A 21527-nucleotide genomic window follows, 5' to 3' on the forward strand; every position below is an offset into this window, starting at 1 on the left:
AGCGTGCTCCGCCGACGGGGGCCGAGGGCGCACCACGGCCGATGAGCGGCCGCGGCGCCCCTCGACCCATGAGGGGTCGGGGCGTGCGGGGTCAGCGGCGGTCGGGCACCTCCGATGCGGTCGCGATCCGGGCGGCCACCTCGTCGTCCGAGGTCGTCCCTTCCGCATCCAGTCGTGCCGCGATGTATCCGCGATAGGCGGAGACCTCCGCCGCGGTCGCGGCCTCGTCCCAGCCGAGCTCGGCGGCCAGGAGCGCAGCGACCTCCTCGGCCGCCGCGACGCCGCGGTCGCGGGTCTCGTAGTCCAGCCGGGTGCGGCGCTCGAGCACGTCGGCGAGGTGCCGGGCGCCCTCGGCGCGGGCGGCGTAGACCACCTCGGCGCGCAGGTAACGGGGGGCGTGCTCGAGCGGCGTGGCGAGCGAGGGGTCCTCGTCGATCAGCGCGAGCACGTCGGTCAGCAGCGCGCCGTAGCGGAACAGGAGCCGGTCGGTGCGGATCTCGTCGAAGCCGTGGCGCCGGGCGATCTCGGCCTTGTCGCGCACGAGCGTCTCGTAGCCCTGCGCGCCGATCACGGGGACGGAACGGGTCAGGCTCGGCCGGCCCGGCTCGATGTCCTTGATCGCGAAGTCAACGACGTCCTCGGCCATGACCCGATAGGTGGTGAACTTCCCGCCCGCGATCGCGCTCAGACCGGGTTCGACCTGCATGACGGTGTGCTCGCGGGAGACCTTGGTCGAGCCCTTCCCGGAGCCCTCGCCCTTCTTCACCGGCTGGAGCAGGGGCCGCAGGCCGGAGTAGACGCCGATGACGTCCTCGCGGGTGAGGTCGTCCTTCAGCACGGCGTTGGCGTGCTCGAGCACGTAGTCGATGTCCTCGGAGGTCGCTCCGACGTCGCGGGGGTCCTGGGTCCAGGGGGTGTCGGTGGTGCCGATGACCCAGTACTCGTCCCACGGGATGATGAACAGCACCGACTTCTCGGTCTGGGTGATGATGCCGGTGTCGGGCACGGCCGGGATGCGGTCGCGGGCGACGGTGACGTGGATGCCCTTGGAGGCGAGGACCTCGAGGCCGGCGTCGGCCCCGGCGAGGTCCTGCTGCTCCTGGGTCCAGACACCGCCGGCGAGGATGGTCTCGCGGGCGTGGACGTCGAACTCCTCGCCGGTCTCCTCGTCGCGGACCCGCGCGCCGATCACGCGCTCGCCCTCGTGGAGGTATCCGACGACGGTCGTGTAGTTCGCGACCGCGGCGTCGTGCTGGGCGGCGGAGCGCACGAGCATCATCACGAAGCGGGCGTCGTCCATCTGCGCGTCGTAGTACTCGAGCGCGCCGACGGCCTTCTCGCCGTCCAGGGCCGGGAAGACCTCGAGCATCTTCTCGTGCAGCAGGTGACGGTGGAAGGGGACGGCGCGCTTGCGGCCGATGGACTGCATCGCGTCGTAGAGCATCACGCCCGAGCCGATGAAGCCGCGGTCGATGACCTTCTTGAAGAAGGGGAAGACGAACTTGATCGGCTTCACGAGGTGCGGCGCGGTGTGCTCGAGCAGCAGGTCGCGCTCGCGCAGCGCCTCGGCGACGAGCTTGAAGTCGAGCATCTGCAGGTAGCGCAGGCCGCCGTGCATGAGCTTGGAGGAGCGGGAGGAGGTGCCGGAGGCCCAGTCGTGGGACTCCACGAGGCCGACGGACAGGCCGCGCGTGGCCGCGTCGAAGGCGGCGCCCGCGCCGTTCACGCCGCCGCCGACGACGAGCACGTCCAGGGGGTTCTCGGCGGTCGCGCCGCGGAGTCGGGAGAGATGCTCCGTGCGCCCCTCGGGGGTGAGCGCGGATCGCTGCTGATCGGTCACTCTGTCTGCTCCTTCGCATCGCACCTGGTGCTCCCGGCCGGTGGGCCGGGTGTTACGGCCGGTGGGCCGGGTGTCCCCGACCGGTGGGGCCGGACGTCCCCGGCCGGTCGGCCAGGGCCGCCGCGCGTCTCGGCGGCGGGGACGGGGCCATCCTGGGACGGTCGTGCAGCACGCCGCAAGCCGGGTGCACGAACGTGCAAGACTGACGTCCATGAACCGCGACTCCCGGCTCGAGGACCTCTTCACCGCTGCACGGATGTACTACGGGCAGAGCCGGACCATGGAGGCGATCGCCGGCGAGCTCGAGGTGTCCCGCTCGACCGTCTCGCGGATGCTGCGCGACGCCCGCGAGGCGGGGCTGGTGCGGATCACCCTGCGTCCGCCCGACGCGCACCGCGTCGAGGACCTCGCCCGGCGCATATCCCGCCAGTACGGGGTCACCGTGCACGTCGTCCCCGCCCCTCCCGAGGGGGACCAGCGCGACCGGCTCGCCGCCGTGGTCGAGACCGCCGCCGAGCTGCTCGACCGGATGCTCGAGCCGGGCACCACGCTCGGCGTCGCCTGGGGCACCACCGTCGCGGCGCTGCTGGGCGCGGTCCGGCCCCGGCCCGTGCCCGGACTGCGGATCGTGCAGCTGAACGGCGCGATCAACGTCGAGGGCTCGGGGCTGACCTACATCGCGACGGTGCTCGCCCGCGCCGCGGACCGCTGGGACGCGACGGTGCACCAGTTCCCGGTGCCGGCCTTCTTCGACTACGCCGCCACGCGCGAGGCGATGTGGCACGAGCGCTCCGTGCAGCGGGTGCTGGAGACCCAGTCGCAGGCCACGGTCGCCGTGTTCAGCGTGGGCGCCTTCGACGCAGAGGTCCCCAGCCACGTCTACACCCACAACTACCTCACCGCCGCGGACCTGCGCTCGCTGCGGGCCGACGGCGCGGTGGGCGATGTGTGCACCGTCTTCCTGCGCGCCGACGGCACCTTCCGCGACATCGCCATGAACGCCCGCGGCTCCGGCACCGCCCCGGACCGCCTGGCCCGGATCCCGCGGCGCCTGCTGATCGCCTCCGGTTCGCGCAAGGCCCTCCCGCTGCGTGCGGCGCTGCGGGCCGGGGTCGCGACCGACGTGGTGATCGACGAGGTCACCGCCGCAGCGCTGCTCGCGCTGCGCTGAGCTGAGCAGGGGCAGCGCGCCGCGTCCGATACTCCGAGCGCGTGTCAGGTACCCCGAGCGCGTGTCAGGTTCTCAGCCACTCCGTGCCCAGAAGCGGTTGCGATCGAAGCATTCGCCGACGCCCCTGCGCGACACCCGGGCCACGTCCGATACCCCGAGCGCGTGTCAGGTTCTCAGCCACTCATGCCGCGAGAACGGCTCAGATCGAAGCAGCGCCCCGCATACTGCAGCTGGCCGAGCGCCGCCCGCCGCTCGGCCATCGTCGGCCAGGCGGGCCGGCGGGTGAACGAGCGGGCAGCCGAGCGGAAGTGCGGGTGAACGAGCGGGCAGCCGAGCGGAAGTGCGGGTGAACGAGCGGGCAGCCGAGCGTGCGCGGGCGGGTGAGCAGGTGTGCGAGCGATCAGCGCTGGCGTCGGGCGATCCGCATCGAGAGCCCTCGTGCCCCGACCTCGGTGACCACACGCCGGATCCGCTCCTCCGTCGGGGCGCGGAGCCCGCGTTCCTCCATCGTGCGACCGATCCGCAGCAGGATCCGCGTCGGCCGGAGCAGATCCTCACCGTTCGCCCTGCTCAGCGTCCATCCGCGAGAGGCGAGCTCGTCTCGCCGCACCTCGTCCTCGCGCCACTGCCCCTTCGTGCGCCGGTGCCCGTCACCGTCGTACTCCAGACCGAACCCGATCTCTTCCCAGGCCAGGTCGATCTCCTTCGTGCTCCCCGTGTGAGGCACCGTGACGGGGAGATTGAGCGAGGGCCGGGGGAAGCCCGCCGCGTCCAGCAGCAGACGGAAGATCGTCTCCCCGGGTGAGCGCACTCTCGGCCGAGCGAGCCCCAGGGCCTCGAGCGCACGCGGCGTGCCGGGCCGACCGCGTGCTGCGGAGACCGCGCCCGCCATGCTCTCGAGGCTCTCTCCCGGGCACCGGGACCGAGGGCCCACCACGGCATCGGCCGCCGCGACGACGTCCCACAGCGGCATCATGGTCGCGAGCTCCCGCAGCACCTCGGAGGGCGCGGAGACGGTGAGCTGCCCGACGGCCGTCGTCGGCCCCGGAAGCAGGCGATGCACGACCGCGCCCCGCGCGACACCCGAGGTGCCGCCCCGCTCGACCCGCGCATGGAGGATCGGCAGGCTCGCGCCGGTGCGGAGCGAGGCCCCGGGTAGCAGCGACGGGATCCGCTCCACGCCGTCCGCTTCGAAGAGCTCCTGGTCCCGGAGAGCGGAGATGCCGCCGTCGAGCCGGAGCGGGAACGGCATGCCCAGGAACAGCGCCGCCGTCGTATGGCTGAGCACGGATCCCGGCTCCACCCGGTTCTGCAGCACCCACGCCATCGAGTTCAGCAGTGCGGGGTGGTCTGTCAGCGTCTGATAGCCCGGGAACACCGTGGTGAAATCTTCCGAGGCCAGATGGCGCGTGTGGAAGCCCAGGCTCCTCCACACGCTGTGATGGACGAGAGCCCCGCGGTACCGATCCACCGACTTCCTCATGCGGCCGACGTTAGGCACCGTCCCCTCACCCTGCTCACCCTCGGGCCACGATGTGCACGGCGCACCGCTGGGGAGGACCGGTGCACGAGAGGCGCTGAACCCCGACAGCTCGCAACTGGGCATGCCGGTGTCAGGTTCTCAACCGTTCTAGCGATCAGAGCGGCTGAGATCGAAGCACTCGTGGCACGGCGCCGCGCCTGTCGCGGCGCAGTCGCGGCACCTGGGCCTCGGGTCTCGGGTCTCGGGTCTCGGGGCTCGGGGCGCGGGTCTCGGGGCGCGGGTCTCGGGACCTCGGCCGGCGGCGGTGGCGGTGGTCGTCACCGGATGTGGACCAGCCTGAACGCCTCGCAGACCACGAGCATGTCCGGCGTGAAGCCCTGGTCCGAGTACGCCGCCCAGAAACGCTCGTGGATCCTCCGCCAGGAGTCGAGGCTGCGGTCGTCCTCGCCCTCCGCGTGGGCGTGCTCCGCGGTGACCTGGTCGAAGGGCACGATGTCGATCGATGTCACCTCGAGGACCGCTCGAGGCTCCCCTGCACCGTCGAGGATGATCGAGAGCTCGCCGACACACGGCACCTGCTCCTCGCCGGTCTCGTAATCCCCCAGCGCCGAAGCGGTCGCCGTCTTCACGCCCTCGAGCACGAGGCCGAGCAGTGCGTCGGCATGCTCCGGGGTCGCTCCGAAGGCCCAGGCCTGCGGGAGCTCAGCGGGGAGTTCGGGATGCGCGGCCCGAGCCTCGGCCCAGAACTCGCGGAGGTGCCTCTCATCGCTGGTCACCAGCTCACGGTAGCCGACCTGGAGGGTCGCCGCACGACCGCCTGCGCAGCGACAGTGCGCGGAGCGCGCGACGCTCCGCGAGTGTCAGGTTCTCAGCCGCTCTCGCCCTCGAACCAGCTCAGAAAGGAGCACTCGTGAGTCGTCGCCGGTCTGCGGCACCGGCCCCGTCGATCACCGCGCACACCCGCCCCGCAGTCAGCCCTCGGCGGCGGTGAAGTCCAGGCGCTCGGGATGGGTGTAGAGGTTCATGCGGCCGTCTCCGTCGTCCTGGGCGCGGGTGAAGCCGACGAGGGTCTGCCCGAACTCCTCGGCGGTCTCGACGGCGAGCGAGCTCGCGGCCGAGACGCAGGCCAGCAGAGGGACTCCGGCCATGCACGCCTTCTGGACGATCTCGAAGCTCGCCCGGGAGGAGACCAGCAGGAAGCAGTCGCGCAGCGGCAGCCTGTCCTCCATGAGCGCCCAGCCGATCACCTTGTCGACCGCGTTGTGCCGGCCCACGTCCTCCCGGACCACGAGCAGATTCCCGTCCAGGTCCACGAGCGCGGCGGCGTGCACTCCGCCGGTGCGGGCGAAGACGGCCTGCTGCCCGGAGAGCTCGCGGGCGGCGCGCAGGATCACGCGCGGGTCCAGGGTCCAGGACTTCAGCAGGGTGTAGCGGCTCTTCTGCCGCACTGCGTCGATGCTCTCCGCCCCGCACACCCCGCAGGCCGACGTGGTCGTGAAGGTGCGCGTGACCTGCGGCAGCAGCTGCGGCCGGGTGGTCGTGAAGTCCATGACGTTGTAGGTGTTCTGCGCGAAGCCGCTGCCGGCGTCGATGACGGCGCCGTCGCAGTAGCGGGCCTCGGCGACATCCTCCCGTTCCCGGATCAGACCCTCGGCGTGGAGGAAGCCGTGGATCAGCTCGACGTCATGGCCGGGGGTGCGCATAGTGAGCGAGAGCTGCTGTCCGTTCAGGCGGATGTCCAGCGGCTCCTCGCCGGCGACGTGGTCGCTCTTGCGCCCGGCGTACAGCTTCCCGCCGCGCACCCGGACGGTGCGGATCCGCGTGCTGTCGGTGACCCTGGCCATCCCTCGAGGATAGTCCGGCCGCCTGTGCCATCGACCTGCGCCATCAGGTGCCGTCGGCCCCGCCGTCCACGTCCTCGCCCCCGCCCCGGCCGTTCTCGGCCAAGCGCTTGGCGAGGTCGAGCTCTTCCTGCCAGCCGCGGAGGTTCTCCTCGTAGTTGCGCCGACGCACCGCCTCGTCGAGTCCGAGCTTCGCGAAGCCGCGCTCGCGCACGGTGAGCCGCACGAGGTTCCGTGCGGCGGTCCCGGCGGGGTCGATCACGAACTCGACGGTGTTGTTCGGGGCGTCGGAGATCTCGCCGAGCCCGCCGCCGAGCCAGCGGAACGCCACCCGGTTCGGCGGCTCGTGCGCCTCGATCGCGAGCTGGAAGCTGCCGTGGACGGGATCGACCACCCGCGTGACCGGACCGGTCGTGGTGATCGTGTGCTCGCGGTACTCGCCGTCGTTGATGAACCATCCCGGCTCGCGGACGACCGCGAACACCCGCTCGGCGCTCGCACCGATCAGCACGCTGTGCTCGATCTCGTCGGGGACCGGGGCGTCGGCGGGCAGGACGGACTCGTCGGCCATGGCTGTGCTCCTCGGATCGGGGCGGCCTCGTCGCCGCCTGATCAGAGCGTGCCAGAGTTCCGGGCTCCGGGCGAGAGGCGCTCCGGGGCGGTCAGCTCTTGGTGACCGCCGCGGCCAGCAGGTTCAGCGACTCCTCGAGCTTCTCCTCGGGGATCACCGGGAAGCGGACCTGCTTCAGCAGCGCGGGGTCGGTGACATCGGACCAGCTGTAGGTGAGCGAGACCTCGGTGGAGTCGGAGCCCTGCGGGGCGAGCTCGTAGAGCCACTCCCAGCCCAGCGGGCCCTCGGGTGCGACGCCGTCCTCCTCGGGGGCGGGTTTCCAGCCGACCATCTTGTTCTCGTCGTAGGCGGTGACGAAGTTGTGGGTGCGGTAGTCGCCGCCCATGTGCTCGCCGTGCATGTTCATCACGAACTTCTCGCCGGCGGCGGTGATGCGCTCGGTGTCGTCGGCGGCGCGGACCATGCCGGAGCCGTCGAACTCGTGGTGGCGCGCGGGGAGGGTCAGCACGGCGAAGACGTCCTTCGCAGGGGCGTCGATGGTGCGGGTCACGGTCAGATGCGTCTGCTCTGTGCTCATCCCTTCACCCTGCCGCGCCTGCTCCGAGATGTCACGCCACGGCGACCGCACGGTCGGAACGCCTGGTGGGAGGGCCGGCCAGGGCCGGATCGGGGCATGGAGGGGCGCCGGCTCGGCGGCACGAGAAGGGGTGCCGGCGCAGCGAACGAGGGAGGGGCCGGACCGCGGCGTCAGGCGAACTGCGCGGGGCGCACGGAGCGCTCGGCGGACTCCTCCTCCGGGGAGGCGGAGCCGAGCTCGGCCATACCGTCGACCAGCCAGCGCACCACATGGTCGGCGAAGGAGGCCCGCGGGAGGATCCGCCAGGTCTCCTCACCGCTGCGCACGAGCACCACCGGGACGGTGCTCAGCAGCGTCGCCTCCGCGCGGCCGACGCCGAACACGCGCGGGTGGAGGTCCAGCGCCACGCTCTTCTCGAGCACCTCGCGGGCCCCGGGCCCCTCGAGCACGAGCACGGTGCGGTGGGCGGAGAGGTCCACGGCCTGGCCGGGGATGCCCTCGAGCGCCTCCTGGCACGCCGTCTCGACGCCGGGCTCCTGGCGTCGGGAGACGTCCACGGCGAGGAACTCGTCGGGCGCGAGACGCAGCACGTGCAGTCCGTCGAGGTCGCCCGTGACCTGGCCGTGCGTCGTGGGCAGGGGCACGCCGAGCACCTGCTCGAGCGCCCGGGCGCCGGGGCTGCCGGGCTCGGCGCGCAGGCCGAGCTGGACGGCGAACTCGTGCTCGTGCAGGGTCGCGCCGCGCGGCCCGAGCACCGAGGCGCCCTCCATGAGGTCCGCGAGATGGCGGGCGGGCGCCGCGCGCAGCGCCTCGAGCACCTCCAGCGGCGCGGCCGCAGGCTCCGAGGCCGCCGACGAGGGCTGGGCCGGGACCTCCCCGGCGGTGGAGGGGGTCGTGGGGGTGGATTCAGCCGTCACGGCGGGCTCCTTCAGGGTCGACGAGCACGGGAGAGGTGATGGTGAGGTCGACGAGCCGGTCCCCCTGCGGGGAGCGGACCGTCTCGCCGATGCGGCCGAGGCCCCCGTCGACGAGGGCGAGCGCGAAGGGCTGCCCGAGCTCGGCGGAGAGATACGAGGAGGAGACCCAGCCGATCATCGGCACCGGCCCGTCCTCGGGGGTGATCGGGGTGCCGACGTCGACGATCTGCGCGCCCTCCTCGAGGCGCGTCGTGCCGTCGGCGCTGAGCAGTCCCACGAGCTGGCGGCGGTCCTCGCGCACCGAGTCGGGCCGGTCCAGGGACCGCTTGCCCACGAAGTCCTTCTTCTTCGCACCGACCACCCAGGACATGTTCGCGTCGTGCGGGGTGATCGTGCCATCGGTGTCCTGGCCGACGATGATCAGGCCCTTCTCCGCACGCAGCACGTGCATGGTCTCGGTGCCGTAGACGGTGATCCCGAACTCCTCGCCCGCGGCGAGCACGTCCTCCCAGACCGTCCGGCCGTAGAACGCCTCGACGTCGATCTCGAAGGCGAGCTCGCCGGAGAAGGAGATCCGCGGGATCCGGGCGGGGATGCCGCTGGCGAGGACCGTGTCGCGGAACTCCATGAACCCGAACGCCTCCTGGGAGACGTCGAGGCCGGGGGCCAGCTTCGCGATCACGTCGCGAGAGCGCGGGCCGGCAACGGTGATCGTGGCCCACTGCTCGGTCACGGAGGTCATGGACACGTCCAGGTCCGGCCACTCCGTCTGGTGCCACTCCTCGAGGTGGTCGAGCACCGCGGCGGCGCCCGAGGAGGTGGTGGTCATGAAGAAGCGGTCCTCGGCCAGGCGCATGGTGACGCCGTCGTCCATAATCATCCCGTCGGGCCCGCACATCACGCCGTAGCGGCCCTTGCCGACGGGCACCTTGAGGAAGCCGTTGGTGTAGATGCGGTCGAGGAACCTCGCGGTATCGGCGCCGCGGATCTCGATCTTCCCCAGCGTGGTGCCGTCCATCGCGCCGACGGAGGTGCGCACGGCCGCGCATTCGCGCAGCACGGCCGCGTCCATGTCCTCGTCGCCCTGCGGGTAGTAGCGGGGCCGCTTCCACTGGCCCACGTCCTCCCACTCGGCGCCGTGCTCGAGGTGCCAGGGGTGGATCGAGGTGATGCGGGCGGGGTCGAAGAGCTTCCCACGACGCCTCCCGGCCAGGGCTGCGAAGCTGACCGGCGCGTAGGGGGCGCGGTAGGTGGTGGTGCCGATGCCGCCGAGGTCCTCCTCGCCCAGCAGCACGCTCATCACGCCGATCGCGGCGACGCCGGAGGTCTTGCCCTGATCGGCGCCGGTGCTGATGGAGGTGTACCGCTTGACGTGCTCGACGGCGCGCATCCCGGCGCCGAGCGCCCGCAGCACGTCGCGCACGGTCTGGTCTCGCTGGAGGTCCACGACGTGCTCTCTCCAGCGCTCGGGGTCCTCCTGCGCGGAGCCGACGGGGCCCGAGTCCGGGCTCGGCACGAGCCACAGCGGCCGGGCCGGGGCGACGGGGGCCGACGGCGCGGCGTGCGGGATCTCGGCCTCCACGGGGTGACCGGCGGCGGTCGCGGCGGCGGCCCCGGCCCGCGCGCCCTCGGCGAGCACGTCGGCGAGGTCGGCGGTGCCGAGCACGGCGCCGGCCAGGTGCTGATCCTCGACCGAGGGGACGGCGACGAACGAGGTCAGCGCCTCGTCGTACTGGATCCTGCCCTGTCGCTGGGAGTGCAGGTGCACCAGCGGGGAGAGCCCGCCGGAGACGGCCAGGAGGTCCGCGGGGACGGTCTCGACCTCCCCCGCGATCTCCCCGTCGACGCCCAGCGGCGCGATGCGCACTGCCGAGAGGCGGCCGCCCGGGCCGCCCCCGTCGGTGTCGACGACGGACCAGCCGAAGCGGGCCTCGACACCGGTCGCCTCGAGCACGGCCGCGGCGCGGGCGGAGGGCTCGGGGCGGGAGTCGAGCACGACGGGCACGCGGATCCCGGCATCGTGGAGGTCGGCGACGAGCTGCCAGGCGGAGTCGTTCGTGGTGAGGACGGCGACGTCCTCGCCGGCGGCGACGCCGTAGCGGTTCAGGTACGTCTGCACGGCGGCGGCGAGCATGACGCCGGGCCGGTCGTTGTGCGCGAACACGACGGGGCGGTCCATCGCGCCGGGGGCGAGCACCACCTGGGCGGCGCGGATGTGCCAGACGCGCTCGCGCGAGACCCCCTCGCGCCCGGCCTCCGCGTCGGGGCGGCCGAGGTGGTCGGTGCGCTTCTGCAGGGCGGTGAGGTAGTTCGCGTCGTAGCTGCCGAAGACGGTGGTCCGCTCGAGCACGGTGACGTCCTCGGTGCGGCGCAGCGCGGCGACGGTGCGGTCGGCCCAGTCCATGGCGTCGGCGTCGTCGATCCGCATCCCGCGGGAGGACAGCAGGGATCCGCCGGCCAGCGGCTGCTCGTCCAGCAGCATGACGCGGGCGCCGGAGCGGGCGGCCTCGCGGGCGGCGGCGAGACCCGCGGGTCCGGCACCGACGACGAGCACGTCGGTGTGGACGTGCTTGTGGTCGTAGCAGGCGCGGTCCTCGCGGGGGTCGAGGGTGCCCATGCCGCTGAGCAGGCTCGCCTCGAGCCCGTCGACGGCCTCGACGGCGGTGGCCGGGAGCATCGACTCGTCGGTCCCGTCCTCGCGCCGGTCGTGGACGGTGAGCAGCGCATTGGTCTCCTCGAGGCCCGCGGCCATGAGGCCTCGGGGTCGGGAGAGGTAGATCGAGGGGGCGACGGCGAGCCGGCCCGCGGCGAGCAGGGCGCTGGCGACGCTGTCCCCGGCGAGCGCGGGCAGGGCCTCGCCGTCGACGGTGAGGGTCAGGGGGCGTGCGGGGTCGACGCCGTGGGCGGGGCCGCGGCGGGGGGTCCGGGGCTCAGGCATGGTCGTCCTCGTTCCCGGTGCGTGCGTCGGCGTCGGTGCCGACGGCGGCGGAGCTGTCGGTGGCGGTGAGGGCGGCGTCGCCGTCGGCCCGCCCGTCCGTGCGTCCCTCGGTGGTGGCGGCGGCCGCGAAGCGGTCCGGCTCCGCGGCGTCGGCCGGGATGTCGGGCGGCGTCGGGAGGTCGGGGCGCGGGGAGCCCATCGGGTAGATGCGCTCGAAGCGGTAGGTGCGGGTGTCGCGCAGGGCGTTGAACCACTTGCGGCACCCGGCCGAGTGCTGCCAGCGCTCGGCGAGGACGCCCTTGGTGTTCGCCCGGTAGAAGAGGTAGCGGGACCATTCGCGGTCGTCGAGGGCGGAGGGGTCCTCGGGGTAGGGCACGTGGGCCTCGCCGCCGTAGCGGAACTCGACCTCGTTGCGCGGGCCGCAGTGGGGGCAGTCGATGAGGAGCATGGTGGCCTCCTGGGAACGTGGCGTATCGAGGGTCGCGGTCAGTGGGCGACGCCGGCGGCGCCGTGCTCGTCGATGAGGTGGCCGGTCTCGAAGCGCTCGAGGCTGAAGGGCCGGTTGATCTCGTGCGCCTCGTCTGTCGCGATGGTGTGGGCGAGGGCGAATCCGGCGCCGGGCGTGGCCTTGAACCCGCCGGTGCCCCAGCCGCAGTTGACGTAGAGCCGGTCCACCTCGGTCTTCGAGATGATCGGGGAGGCGTCGGCGGTGACGTCGACGATCCCGGCCCAGGTGCGCAGCACCCGGGCCCGCGCGAAGATCGGGAAGAGCTCCACGGCCGCCGCGAGCTGGTCCTCGATGACGTGGAAGGCGCCGCGCTGGCCGTAGCCGTTGTACTGGTCCACGCCCGCGCCGAGCACGAGCTCGCCCTTGTGGGCCTGGGAGCAGTACACATGCACGTGGTTGCTCATCACGACGGCGGGGTGGACGGGCTCGAACAGCTCGCTGACCAGGGCCTGCAGCGGCCGGGACTGGACGGGCAGGCGCACCCCGGCGGTCTCGGAGACCTCGGTGGAGTGCCCGGCCGCGGCGAGCGCGACCTTGCCCGCGCCGATCCGGCCGCGGGTGGTCTCGACGCCGACGGCGCGGCCGTTCTCGACGATCACGCCTGTGACCTCGCAGTTCTGGATGATGTGCACGCCCAGCTCGTCGGCCTTGCGCGCCAGGGCCCAGGCGACGTGGTCGTGCTTGGCGATGCCGGCGCGCGGCTGGTAGGTCGCGCCGAGCACGGGATAGCGGATGTCCTGGGAGGTGTTCAGGATCGGCACGACCTCCTTGACCTGCTGGGGGTCGAGCCATTCTGCGTCCACGCCGTTGAGCCTGTTGGCGTTCACGCGGCGCACGGAGCCGCGCACGTCGCCGAGGGTGTGGTCGAGGTTGAGCACGCCGCGCTGGCTGAACAGGACGTCGTACTCGAGCTCCTCGGGGAGCTGCTCCCACAGCCTGAGGGAGGCCTCGTAGATCATCGCGGACTCGTCCCAGAGGTAGTTCGAGCGGATGATCGTGGTGTTGCGAGCCATGTTGCCGCCCGCCAGCCAGCCGCGCTCGAGCACGGCGACGTTCGTGATGCCGTGACGGGAGGCCAGGTAGTAGGCGGCGGCGAGCCCGTGACCGCCGCCGCCCACGATCACGACGTCGTAGCCGGAGGCGGGGTCGGGCGTGTGCCACAGGAAATCCGGGTGCTCGGGGAGAAGGTCGGCCATGGAGGGTTCCTTCGACGAGGGGCCGGGTGCTCCCGACGGTGGGTGCCGTCCCGGACGGACAGTGTGTCGACCAGTCGCCACTGACTGATATATCACTTCTGGGTCACAGTAGGGTGGGGCGCGGGCGGTGTCAACAGCGCCTTGCCCACCGCTTCCCGACGTCCCGGCACAGGAAGAGGAGACGGCATGACGACGAGCGCCGAGACCGCACCGGCCTCCCTCGCGACGCAGGCCTACCTGGCGCTGCGCGACCGCCTCGTCCTGCTGGACATCGCCCCCGGCGAGCCGCTCCAGGAAGCCCGACTGGCCGAGGAGCTCGGCGTCGGCCGCACCCCGCTGCGCGAGGCGCTCAAGCATCTCGAGCTCGATCATCTCGTGGTCACCTACCCGCGCCGCGGCACCTTCGCCACGAACGTCGACATCACGGCGCTCGCCGCGATCACCCAGGTGCGCGCCGCGCTGGAGCCCGTGGCGGTGCGGGCGGCGAGCGCGAACCAGGACCCCTCGGCCCGCGCCGCGCTGGAGGAGGCCGCCCGCTCGCTCGAGCCGCTCGAGGCCGACGCCGATGTCGACGGCCCAGGGCGAGCCGATCCACCCGACCCTCGCCGAGCCCTGCAGGTGGACGTCGAAGTGCACCGTGCCATCTACCGTGCCTGCGGGAACCTCTACCTCGCCGAGCCCCTGCTGCGGCTGGACAACCTCTCCACCCGCATCTGGTGCGTGGCGATGCACCGTCTGCCGGGCCTGACCTCGCACGTCACGGAGCTGCGGGAGCTGCTCGAGGCGATCCTGGGCGGCGACGGCGACCGGGCCGCGGAGCTGATCTCCCGGCACGTCGCGGAGTTCGAGTCCTCGATCCGGGCGGTGCTCTGAGCGCTGCGCCGAGCAGCGGGGCGCCCCACGCCTTGACGTGACCTGCAACACAGGGCAGGGTGTGCAACGCGGTTGTCCCGATCGCAACGAGCGCCGCCCTCGCGCGCTCACCGCCCCCGCGTCATGCCGTCCCGCGCGGACCGACGCATCCGGCCTCCCAACGGCGGGAGGCAGACAGGAGCCCCATGTCCAGCGACGCCGCCCACGGAGCGCCCACCGCCCCCGGCGACCCGACAGCGGCCGGCTCCCCCACCACGCGACTCGGCCGCGCCCAGATCCGGCTCACGCTGAGCACCGTCGGCCTCGGCACGTTCATCGAGTGGTTCGAGTACGCGAGCTATGCGTATCTCGCCACGACGATCGCCACGGTCTTCTTCCCCAGCGCGGACGGGAGCGTCGCGCTGATGCAGACCTTCGGCATCTTCGCGCTCTCGTTCCTGGTCAGGCCGCTCGGCGGGCTGTTCTGGGGGCACTTCGGCGACCGCATCGGGCCCAAGCGCACGCTCACCCTCACGATCGTGGGCATGGGGGTGGCGACCTTCGCCATCGGCGTGCTGCCCGGCTACGCGTCGATCGGCATCGCGGCACCGCTCCTGCTGCTCGTGGCACGGATGCTGCAGAGCTTCTGCGCGGCCGGCGAGTACTCGGGCGCGGCGGTCCTGCTGGCGGAGCACGCTCCGGCGAACAAGCGGGCCCGCTGGGTCTCGACGGTCCCGATCGCGACCTCCGCGGGCTTCCTCGGGGCCTCCGTGGTGGCGTCGATCCTCAACGGCCTGCTGCCCGCCGAGGCCGTGCAGGAGTGGGGCTGGCGGATCCCGTTCCTCGCCGCCGCGGTGCTGACGATCGTGGTGCGCTGGATCCGCCGCCGGGTCGCCGACTCGCCCGTGCGCGAGCGGATGGAGCAGGAGGAGTCCGTCGCGAGGGCACCGCTGTTCGAGCTGGTCAAGGGACACTGGCCCTCGATGCTGCGGATGCTGTTCATCATGGCCGTGAACGCGAGCGGCTACTACCTGGTGCTGACCTACATGGCGACCTACATCGAGGTCGAGCTCGGGCTGACCGCCTTCCAGTCGAGCCTGATCATCTCGCTCGCGCTCGTGCTCTACCTCCCGCTGATCTTCGTGGGCGCCTGGCTCTCGGACACCTTCGGCAGGCGGCGCCTGCTGCTGGTCAACGCGGTCGGGTTCATCCTGCTGAGCTATCCGGCGTTCGTGCTGCTGGGGCAGTCCGGATTCCTCGGCGTGCTGCTCATCCAGATCTCGCTGGTCGCGCTGTTCAGCCTCAACGACTCGACCTTCGCCGTCTACTTCGTCGAGGCCGTGCCGCCGCAGGTGCGCCTGAGCGGCTTCGCGATCCCGTTCAACTTCGGCAACGCGATCTTCGGGGGCACGGCGCCGTTCATCGCGACCTGGCTGATCTCGGTGACCGACAGCTCGTACTCACCGGCCCTCCTCATCATGGGCCTGTCACTGATCGGCCTGGTCGCACTCATCTTCCAGGGCGATGCCTACGACCCGCAGGCTGCCCGGGAGGCCGTGGAGCAGGAGGAGCAGCAGGGGGTCGGCACCGCCTGACCCTCCCGGGCGCGCACGGCGCGGGGTGCTCGACGCCTCGCTGCTGCTGCACCTGCAACCCGAGCTGCGCTCGCTTGACGCGACCCCGCCCACGCGCAACACTGACGCAACCTGGTTGCACGCCTTGCAACCCTCGAGATCATCACCCGGACCGTGCCCCACCGAAGGAGACGATCATGACCCAGTCCACCGCGACCTCCGTGAGCGATCTCGAGCGCCTGAAGGTGCTCCACAACGGCGAGAAGCAGCCGCTCACCTTCTCCGATGCCGAGTTCGAGCGCCGCCTGACCGGGCTGCGCCGGATCATGGCGGAGAAGGACCTCGACGCCGTGCTCCTGACCAGCTACCAGGGCATCAAGTACTACTCGGACTTCCTGTTCACGTACTTCGGCCGCTCCTACGGCATGGTCGTCACCGCCGACGACACCTGCACCATCAGCGCCAACATCGACAACGGCATGCCGTGGCGCACCAGCTACGGCGAGAACATCGTCTACACCGACTGGAACCGCGACAACTTCTACTACGCGCTCCAGCAGGCCCTCGCCCAGCGCGGCATCACCTCGCCGAAGCGCCTGGGCATCGAGGAGGACACCGTCTCGCTGCAGATCCATCGCCGGCTCCAGGACGCCTTCCCCGGCGCCGAGCTCGTGGACGTCTCCGAGGCCGCGATGCGCCAGCGCATGATCAAGTCCGACGAGGAGATCGCGGTGATCCGCGAGAGCGCCCGGGTCGGCGACATCGGCGGCGAGGCGATCCGCGATGCGGTCCACGCGGGGGTGGCGGAGTTCGAGGTGGCGCTGGCCGGCACCGAGGCGATGACCCGCGAGATCGCGAAGGCCTTCCCGCACCGCGAGGTGCGCGACACCTGGGTGTGGTTCCAGTCCGGGATCAACACCGACGGCGCCCACAACTGGGCCACCACCCGGAAGGTGCAGGAGCACGACATCCTCTCCCTGAACGCCTTCCCGATGCCCACCGGCTACTACACGGCCCTCGAGCGCACGCTGTTCTTCGGCGAGCCCGACGAGGAGTCGCTGCGACTGTGGAACATCAACGTCGAGGTGCACCGCGCGGGCATCGAGCTGATCAAGCCCGGTGCCGTGTGCAAGGACATCGCCCACGAGCTCAACACCATCTACGCCGGCTACGGCCTGCTGCCGAACCGCACCTTCGGCTACGGGCACTCCTTCGGCGTGCTCTCGCACTACTACGGCCGCGAGGCGGGGCTCGAGCTGCGTGAGGACATCGACACCGTGCTCGAGCCGGGCATGGTCGTGTCGATGGAGCCGATGATCACCGTTCCCGAGGGGCAGCCCGGCGCGGGCGGCTACCGCGAGCACGACATCCTCGTGGTCGGCGAGGACGGGGCCGAGGACATCACGAAGTTCCCCTTCGGCCCGGAGCACAACATCATCCCGGCCTGAGCCCTGCGGGCCGGCCTGCCCCGCGCCAGCAGCGGGATGGTCAGGTACTGGCGCAGGGCGTCCCAGTACGCCCATATGGACGTACTGGGACGCCCTGCGCCACCGGATGACCACGATCTCCCGGCTCCTGCCGCCAGGCCCTCGCGCCGCCAGGCCCTCGCGCAGCGCGCCACCGCTAGGATCCGAGGATGACCAGCACCAGCGACCGCGAGCGGACCGAGACCGGCCGTGGGGCCTCCGTCATCGTCAACGTCCTGCGGATCATCCGCTGCTTCACCGTCGAGCAGCCGCAGCAGGGCGTCACGGAGATCGCCGAGAAGGTCGGGCTGCACAAGTCCAGCGTCTCGCGGATCCTGGCGACCCTCGAGCAGGAGCGGGTGGTCCAGCGCGACGCGGAGACCCGGCGCTACCGCCTGGGCCTGGGGCTCATCGCCGTGGCAGGCCCGCTGCTGGCGGAGCTCGACGTGCGACGGGTCGCGCTCGAGGACCTCACGGAGCTCGCCGAGCTCACCGGGGAGACCTCCGCGCTCGCGGTGTGGAACGGCGAGGCCTCGGTGACCGTCGAGCAGGTCCCGAGCCGCCACCAGATCAAGCACACCTCCGTGCTGGGCAGCCACTACCGCACCGCGCTCTCCTCGACCGTGCAGGTGCTCCTCGCGGCGCTCGACCCGGGCGAGGCCGAGGAGCTGGTCTCCTCGGGCACGATCCGCCTCGAGGAGGGGTGGACGGTAGCCGGATATCTCGACCGCCTGGACGAGGTGCGCGCGCAGGGCTACGCCCTCAACGACCGCGCGACCTCCGAGGACGAGGTCTCCCTCGCCGCGCCGGTGCACGATCACCGCGGGGAGGTCGCCGGGGCGGTGCTGCTCGCGGCGCCCTTCTACCGGGCCGGTGCGGAGCAGCTGCCCGTGCTCGCCGACCGCACCCGCGCGGCGGCCGACGCGATCTCCCGCCGCCTCGGCGCGGTGCGCGCGGGCTGACCGCCCGTCACAGCGGGCCGACGACCGCCTCCGCCACGCCGCAGGGCACTGAGGAGACGAGGGCCTCCGCCATCGTCTCGCCGACGTGCTCGTACGACTCGTCGCGCGGCCGAATGAGCTCCAGCGCCGCGTCGGCGAGGCTCACCGCGACCGGGCCGGTGATGACGATGCGCATCAGACCAGGCCCTTCTCCGAGAGCCAGGCCGAGGCGATGTCGGCCGAGGACTGCTGCTCGACGGTGCTGCGACGGTTCAGCTCGACGAGGTCATCCGCGCTGAGCTCGGCGAGGACCGCGTCGATCGCGTCGGCCGCGGCCTCGTCGATCTTCTCGGAGACGACCGGCACCACGTTCTGCGGCAGGATCATCGACTCGGGGTCCTCGAGCACCACGAGGTCGTTCTCGGCGATCGCGGGGTCGGAGGTGTAGATGTCCGCGAGCTGCACATCGCCGTCGACCAGCGCCTGCACGGTCAGCGGGCCGCCGGAGTCCTCCACGGGCACCACCGAGACGTCGACGCCGTACACCTCCTTCGCACCGTCGGGCCCGTAGGGGCGCACCTCGAACTCGCTGTTCGCCGCGATGGTGAGGTCCTCGTCGACGCCTGCGAGGTCCCCGATCGCGGTCAGGGAGTGCGCGGAGGCGAAGTCGGCGGTGGTCGTGTAGGAGTCCTGGTCGGTGGCCTCGGCGAAGTCGAGCACCCGCAGCCCGTCCGGCAGCGCCTCGGCGAGCGCGGAGTGGACCTCCTCGGGCGTCGCGGAGACGGCCTCGGAGTCGTAGTGCTGCAGGAGGTTCCCCAGGTACTCCGGCAGCACGTCCAGCGCACCGGACTCGAGCTCGGGCATGTACACCTCGCGCTGCCCGATCTGGTACTGGCGGTCGACGGTGAGCCCCTCGGCCTCGAGCGCCTGGGCGAACAGCTCGGCGATGATCTCGTTGGAGTAGTAGGCCTGGGAGCCGATCGCGATCGCCGCCCCGGATCCGCCGCCGTCCGAGGAGCCGGAGCCGGAGTCGCCGCCGGAGCCGTCCTCCTCCTCGAAGGGGTCGGAGCTGCCGCAGGCCGCGGCGCCGAGGGCGAGGCCGCCCGCGCCGAGGACGCCGAGCAGGTGACGACGGGTGCTGTGGATGCTCATGAGGGATCTCCTGGGTGGGTGGGTGCGAGCGGTCGGGAACGGGCCGGGGCGTGGGGTGGAGTGGTCGGCTGATGGCGCAGGGCGTCCCAGTACGGCTGTACAGGCGTACAGGGACGCCCTGCGCCAGTACATGACCAGCCGCAGCGGGGCAGGAGCGGTCGGCGAGCGGCGACGGCACGGGCCGAGGTCATGGGGCGACCGTCCCGCGCGGGGCGGTGAGGCGCTGGAGGAGCAGCAGGGCGAGGTCGAGCACGAGGGCGAGGACGATGACCAGCAGCGAGCCGGCGATCATCTGCGGGTAGTCCTGGGAGCCGAGGCCTTGGAAGATGTACCGTCCCAGCCCGCCGCTGCCCACATAAGCGGCGAGCATGGCGGTCGCGACGACCTGCACGGTCGCGCCGCGCACCCCGCCCACCAGCAACGACATCCCGAGCGGGATCTCGACGCGGGTCAGGATCTGCCACTCGGTCATGCCCTGGGCGCGCGCGGCATCGACAGTGGCGGGATCCGCGGACTCGACGGCGGAGTAGGCCCCGGCCAGGAGGGACGGGATCGCGAGGGTCACGAAGGCGAGCAGCGGGGCGGTCAGCCCGATTCCCACCAGCAGCGCGAACAGGGTCACCAGGCCCAGGGTGGGCAGGGCGCGGGCCACGCCCGCGGCACCGACGGCGAGGCCCTTGAAGCGGCCGGTATGGCCGACGTAGAGCCCGACGGGCACGGCGATCAGCGCCGCGACCAGAACGCCGAGCGCGGTGTAGCCGAGGTGCTCGGCGGTGCGGACGGGGATCCCGGAGGGCCCTGACCAGCGCATCGGATCCGCGAGCCAGTCAAGCGCGCCGAGGAAGGGGTTCTCGTTCACGGCCGGCCCGCCTCCCGTCCTCGATGCCAGGGCATGAGTAGGCGCCCCAGCATCACCAGCAGCGCGTCGGTGAGCAGGGCGAGGGCGGCGGTGGCGACCACGCCGGCGGCGATCTCGGCGACGATCCCGCGCCGCACCCCGTCCACGAAGAGCATCCCCAGGCTCGGCACTCCGAGCACGCCGCCGACGGTGACCAGCGAGATCGTGCTCACCGCGACGACCCGGACCCCGCCCAGCAGCACCGGCCCGGCCAGCGGCAGCTCGACGGCGAGGAAGCGGGCGGCGGGCGCGTAGCCCTGCGCGGTCGCGGAGCCGAGCACGTCACGGCTCACCGAGCGGAACCCGTCGGAGGCGGTGGGGACCATCAGCGCGAGCCCGTAGAGGGTCAGGGCGACGACGATGTTCAGGGGGCTGCGCACCCCGGTGCCGATCAGGCCCGGCAGCAGCACGAACAGGGGCAGCGAGGGGATCGCGTACATGAGCCCGGAGGTGGTGGTCACTCCGGTGCGGAGCCAGCCACGGGAGTTCGCGAGCTTGGCCAGCGGCAGCGACAGCACGAAGGCGAGCAGGATCGGGGGCAGCGCCTGCACGAGGTGCGCGCCCGTGTAGCCGGCGATGACGTCGAGGTTGTCGAGGACCCAGCTCACCGGGGCCGCTCCTCGGTGGCCAGCGCTTCCGCCCCGGGCCCGGCGGCCGCGTCACCGTCGGCCGCGCCTCCGTCGCCGAGGCGCCCGTCGGCCCCGGCGAGCACCCCGGCGGCGCGTCCGTCGGCGTCCACCACGACGTCGCGCCCGTCGACGTGCTCGACGTGGAGGGTGCGCGCCCCGCGGTCGGCGCCGACGAAGCTGGCCACGAAGTCGTCGGTCGGGTCGGCGAGGATCTCCTGCGGGGTGCCGACCTGCGCGATCCGGCCGCCGGGGCGGAGGATCGCGACGCGGTCCCCGATGCGGAAGGCCTCGTCGATGTCGTGGGTGACGAAGACGATCGTCTTGCGCAGCTCGCGCTGGAGGCGCTGCAGCTCGCCCTGGAGCTCGTCGCGCACGATCGGGTCGACGGCGCCGAAGGGTTCGTCCATCAGCAGGATGTTCGGGTCGGCGGCGAGGCCGCGGGCCACCCCCACGCGCTGCTGCTGGCCGCCGGAGAGTTGGGCGGGATAGCGGTCCGCGAGGTCGGGGTCGAGGCCGACGGTGTCCATCAGCGTGCGCGCCCGTTCGCGCGCCTCGCCCTTGGCGGTGCCGCGCAGCACGGGGACGGTGGTGATGTTGTCGAGCACGGTGCGGTGCGGGAGCAGCCCGGAGGCCTGCATGACGTAGCCGATCGAGCGGCGCAGGACGACGGGATCCATCGCGGCGACGTCCTCGTCGTCGATGTGGACGCGCCCCGCGGTCGGGTCGACCATGCGGTTGATCATCCGCATGAGGGTGGTCTTGCCGGAGCCGGAGGTGCCCACGAGCGCGACGGCCTCGTGGGAGGCGATCTCGAGGGAGAAGTCCTCGACGGCGACCGTGCCGCCGGGGTACTCCTTGCGGACGTTCTCGAAACCGATCACGGGGCCTCCCAGCGGAGATCTTGCCGACGAGCTCTCGTCGCCGGATGCTCCAGCCTATCCATCCCGGGCGAGGCGGTGGACGGACCGGTGGG

Annotated in this window: 20 protein-coding genes; 5 read left to right on the forward strand and 15 right to left on the reverse strand. The window is 72.2% G+C overall.

Annotated elements, in window-relative coordinates:
* Positions 1-91: 91 nt before the first annotated feature.
* Complete coding sequence (locus D1648_RS16705; protein WP_122943722.1) at positions 92-1840, reverse strand: glycerol-3-phosphate dehydrogenase/oxidase; 1749 nt, start codon at positions 1838-1840, stop codon at positions 92-94.
* 211 nt (positions 1841-2051) lie between these two features.
* Between D1648_RS16705 and D1648_RS16710 the strand changes: the two genes are divergently transcribed.
* Complete coding sequence (locus D1648_RS16710) at positions 2052-3011, forward strand: sugar-binding transcriptional regulator (protein ID WP_122943723.1); 960 nt, start codon at positions 2052-2054, stop codon at positions 3009-3011.
* Positions 3012-3411: 400 nt separating this feature from the next.
* Here D1648_RS16710 and D1648_RS16715 read toward each other — a convergent pair whose 3' ends face one another.
* The 9 genes from D1648_RS16715 to D1648_RS16750 form a co-directional block, all read right to left on the reverse strand.
* Entirely contained in the window at positions 3412-4494 is a 1083-nt protein-coding gene (locus D1648_RS16715) for a hypothetical protein (protein WP_126282001.1), read from the reverse strand.
* A 317-nt stretch (positions 4495-4811) separates the two neighbouring features.
* Positions 4812-5270, reverse strand: coding sequence for an ASCH domain-containing protein (locus D1648_RS16720; RefSeq protein ID WP_122943725.1), 459 nt, complete (start codon positions 5268-5270; stop codon positions 4812-4814).
* A gap of 195 nt (positions 5271-5465) precedes the next feature.
* Positions 5466-6338, reverse strand: a complete 873-nt coding sequence (gene fdhD / locus D1648_RS16725) for a formate dehydrogenase accessory sulfurtransferase FdhD (RefSeq protein ID WP_122943726.1) — start codon at positions 6336-6338, stop codon at positions 5466-5468.
* Between the two features lie 43 nt (positions 6339-6381).
* Positions 6382-6906, reverse strand: coding sequence for a polyketide cyclase (locus tag D1648_RS16730; RefSeq protein WP_122943727.1), 525 nt, complete (start codon positions 6904-6906; stop codon positions 6382-6384).
* A 91-nt stretch (positions 6907-6997) separates the two neighbouring features.
* Positions 6998-7483, reverse strand: coding sequence for an SRPBCC family protein (locus tag D1648_RS16735; protein ID WP_122943728.1), 486 nt, complete (start codon positions 7481-7483; stop codon positions 6998-7000).
* 170 nt (positions 7484-7653) lie between these two features.
* Positions 7654-8400 (reverse strand): sarcosine oxidase subunit gamma, encoded by a 747-nt coding sequence (locus D1648_RS16740; RefSeq protein ID WP_370239891.1) that lies wholly within the window; start codon positions 8398-8400, stop codon positions 7654-7656.
* Positions 8390-11338: a 2Fe-2S iron-sulfur cluster-binding protein gene (locus tag D1648_RS16745; RefSeq protein ID WP_164518781.1), complete on the reverse strand. Its 2949-nt coding sequence runs from the start codon at positions 11336-11338 to the stop codon at positions 8390-8392. Before D1648_RS16745 ends, D1648_RS16740 begins: the two co-directional genes overlap by 11 nt.
* Positions 11331-11786: a sarcosine oxidase subunit delta gene (locus D1648_RS17985; protein WP_164518782.1), complete on the reverse strand. Its 456-nt coding sequence runs from the start codon at positions 11784-11786 to the stop codon at positions 11331-11333. Before D1648_RS17985 ends, D1648_RS16745 begins: the two co-directional genes overlap by 8 nt.
* Positions 11787-11824: 38 nt before the next feature.
* A complete protein-coding gene (locus D1648_RS16750; protein ID WP_122943729.1) occupies positions 11825-13042 on the reverse strand; it encodes a sarcosine oxidase subunit beta family protein in 1218 nt (405 codons plus the stop codon).
* Positions 13043-13228: 186 nt separating this feature from the next.
* Between D1648_RS16750 and D1648_RS16755 the strand changes: the two genes are divergently transcribed.
* From D1648_RS16755 to D1648_RS16770, 4 genes are all read left to right on the forward strand, one after another.
* Positions 13229-13915, forward strand: coding sequence for a GntR family transcriptional regulator (locus D1648_RS16755; RefSeq protein WP_122943730.1), 687 nt, complete (start codon positions 13229-13231; stop codon positions 13913-13915).
* Between the two features lie 185 nt (positions 13916-14100).
* Positions 14101-15489 (forward strand): MFS transporter, encoded by a 1389-nt coding sequence (locus tag D1648_RS16760; protein ID WP_122943731.1) that lies wholly within the window; start codon positions 14101-14103, stop codon positions 15487-15489.
* Positions 15490-15665: 176 nt separating this feature from the next.
* Positions 15666-16916, forward strand: coding sequence for an aminopeptidase P family protein (locus D1648_RS16765; RefSeq protein WP_122943732.1), 1251 nt, complete (start codon positions 15666-15668; stop codon positions 16914-16916).
* Positions 16917-17104: 188 nt separating this feature from the next.
* Complete coding sequence (locus D1648_RS16770) at positions 17105-17896, forward strand: IclR family transcriptional regulator (RefSeq protein ID WP_122943733.1); 792 nt, start codon at positions 17105-17107, stop codon at positions 17894-17896.
* 7 nt (positions 17897-17903) lie between these two features.
* Here D1648_RS16770 and D1648_RS17990 read toward each other — a convergent pair whose 3' ends face one another.
* From D1648_RS17990 to D1648_RS16790, 5 genes are all read right to left on the reverse strand, one after another.
* Positions 17904-18071: a hypothetical protein gene (locus D1648_RS17990; RefSeq protein WP_164518783.1), complete on the reverse strand. Its 168-nt coding sequence runs from the start codon at positions 18069-18071 to the stop codon at positions 17904-17906.
* Complete coding sequence (locus tag D1648_RS16775; protein WP_122943734.1) at positions 18071-19027, reverse strand: ABC transporter substrate-binding protein; 957 nt, start codon at positions 19025-19027, stop codon at positions 18071-18073. The genes D1648_RS17990 and D1648_RS16775 overlap by 1 nt, the downstream gene beginning before the upstream one ends.
* A 187-nt stretch (positions 19028-19214) precedes the next feature.
* Entirely contained in the window at positions 19215-19886 is a 672-nt protein-coding gene (locus tag D1648_RS16780; RefSeq protein ID WP_122943735.1) for an ABC transporter permease, read from the reverse strand.
* On the reverse strand, positions 19883-20533 hold the full coding sequence (locus tag D1648_RS16785) for an ABC transporter permease (RefSeq protein ID WP_122943736.1): 651 nt from the start codon (positions 20531-20533) through the stop codon (positions 19883-19885). Before D1648_RS16785 ends, D1648_RS16780 begins: the two co-directional genes overlap by 4 nt.
* The gene (locus D1648_RS16790; RefSeq protein ID WP_241155556.1) at positions 20530-21435 is read right to left on the reverse strand and encodes an ABC transporter ATP-binding protein; all 906 of its coding nucleotides are present in this window, start codon (positions 21433-21435) and stop codon (positions 20530-20532) included. Before D1648_RS16790 ends, D1648_RS16785 begins: the two co-directional genes overlap by 4 nt.
* Positions 21436-21527: the final 92 nt, after the last annotated feature.

Origin of the sequence: Brachybacterium sp. EE-P12, assembly GCF_003711805.1 — a bacterium.
Lineage (GTDB): Bacteria > Actinomycetota > Actinomycetes > Actinomycetales > Dermabacteraceae > Brachybacterium.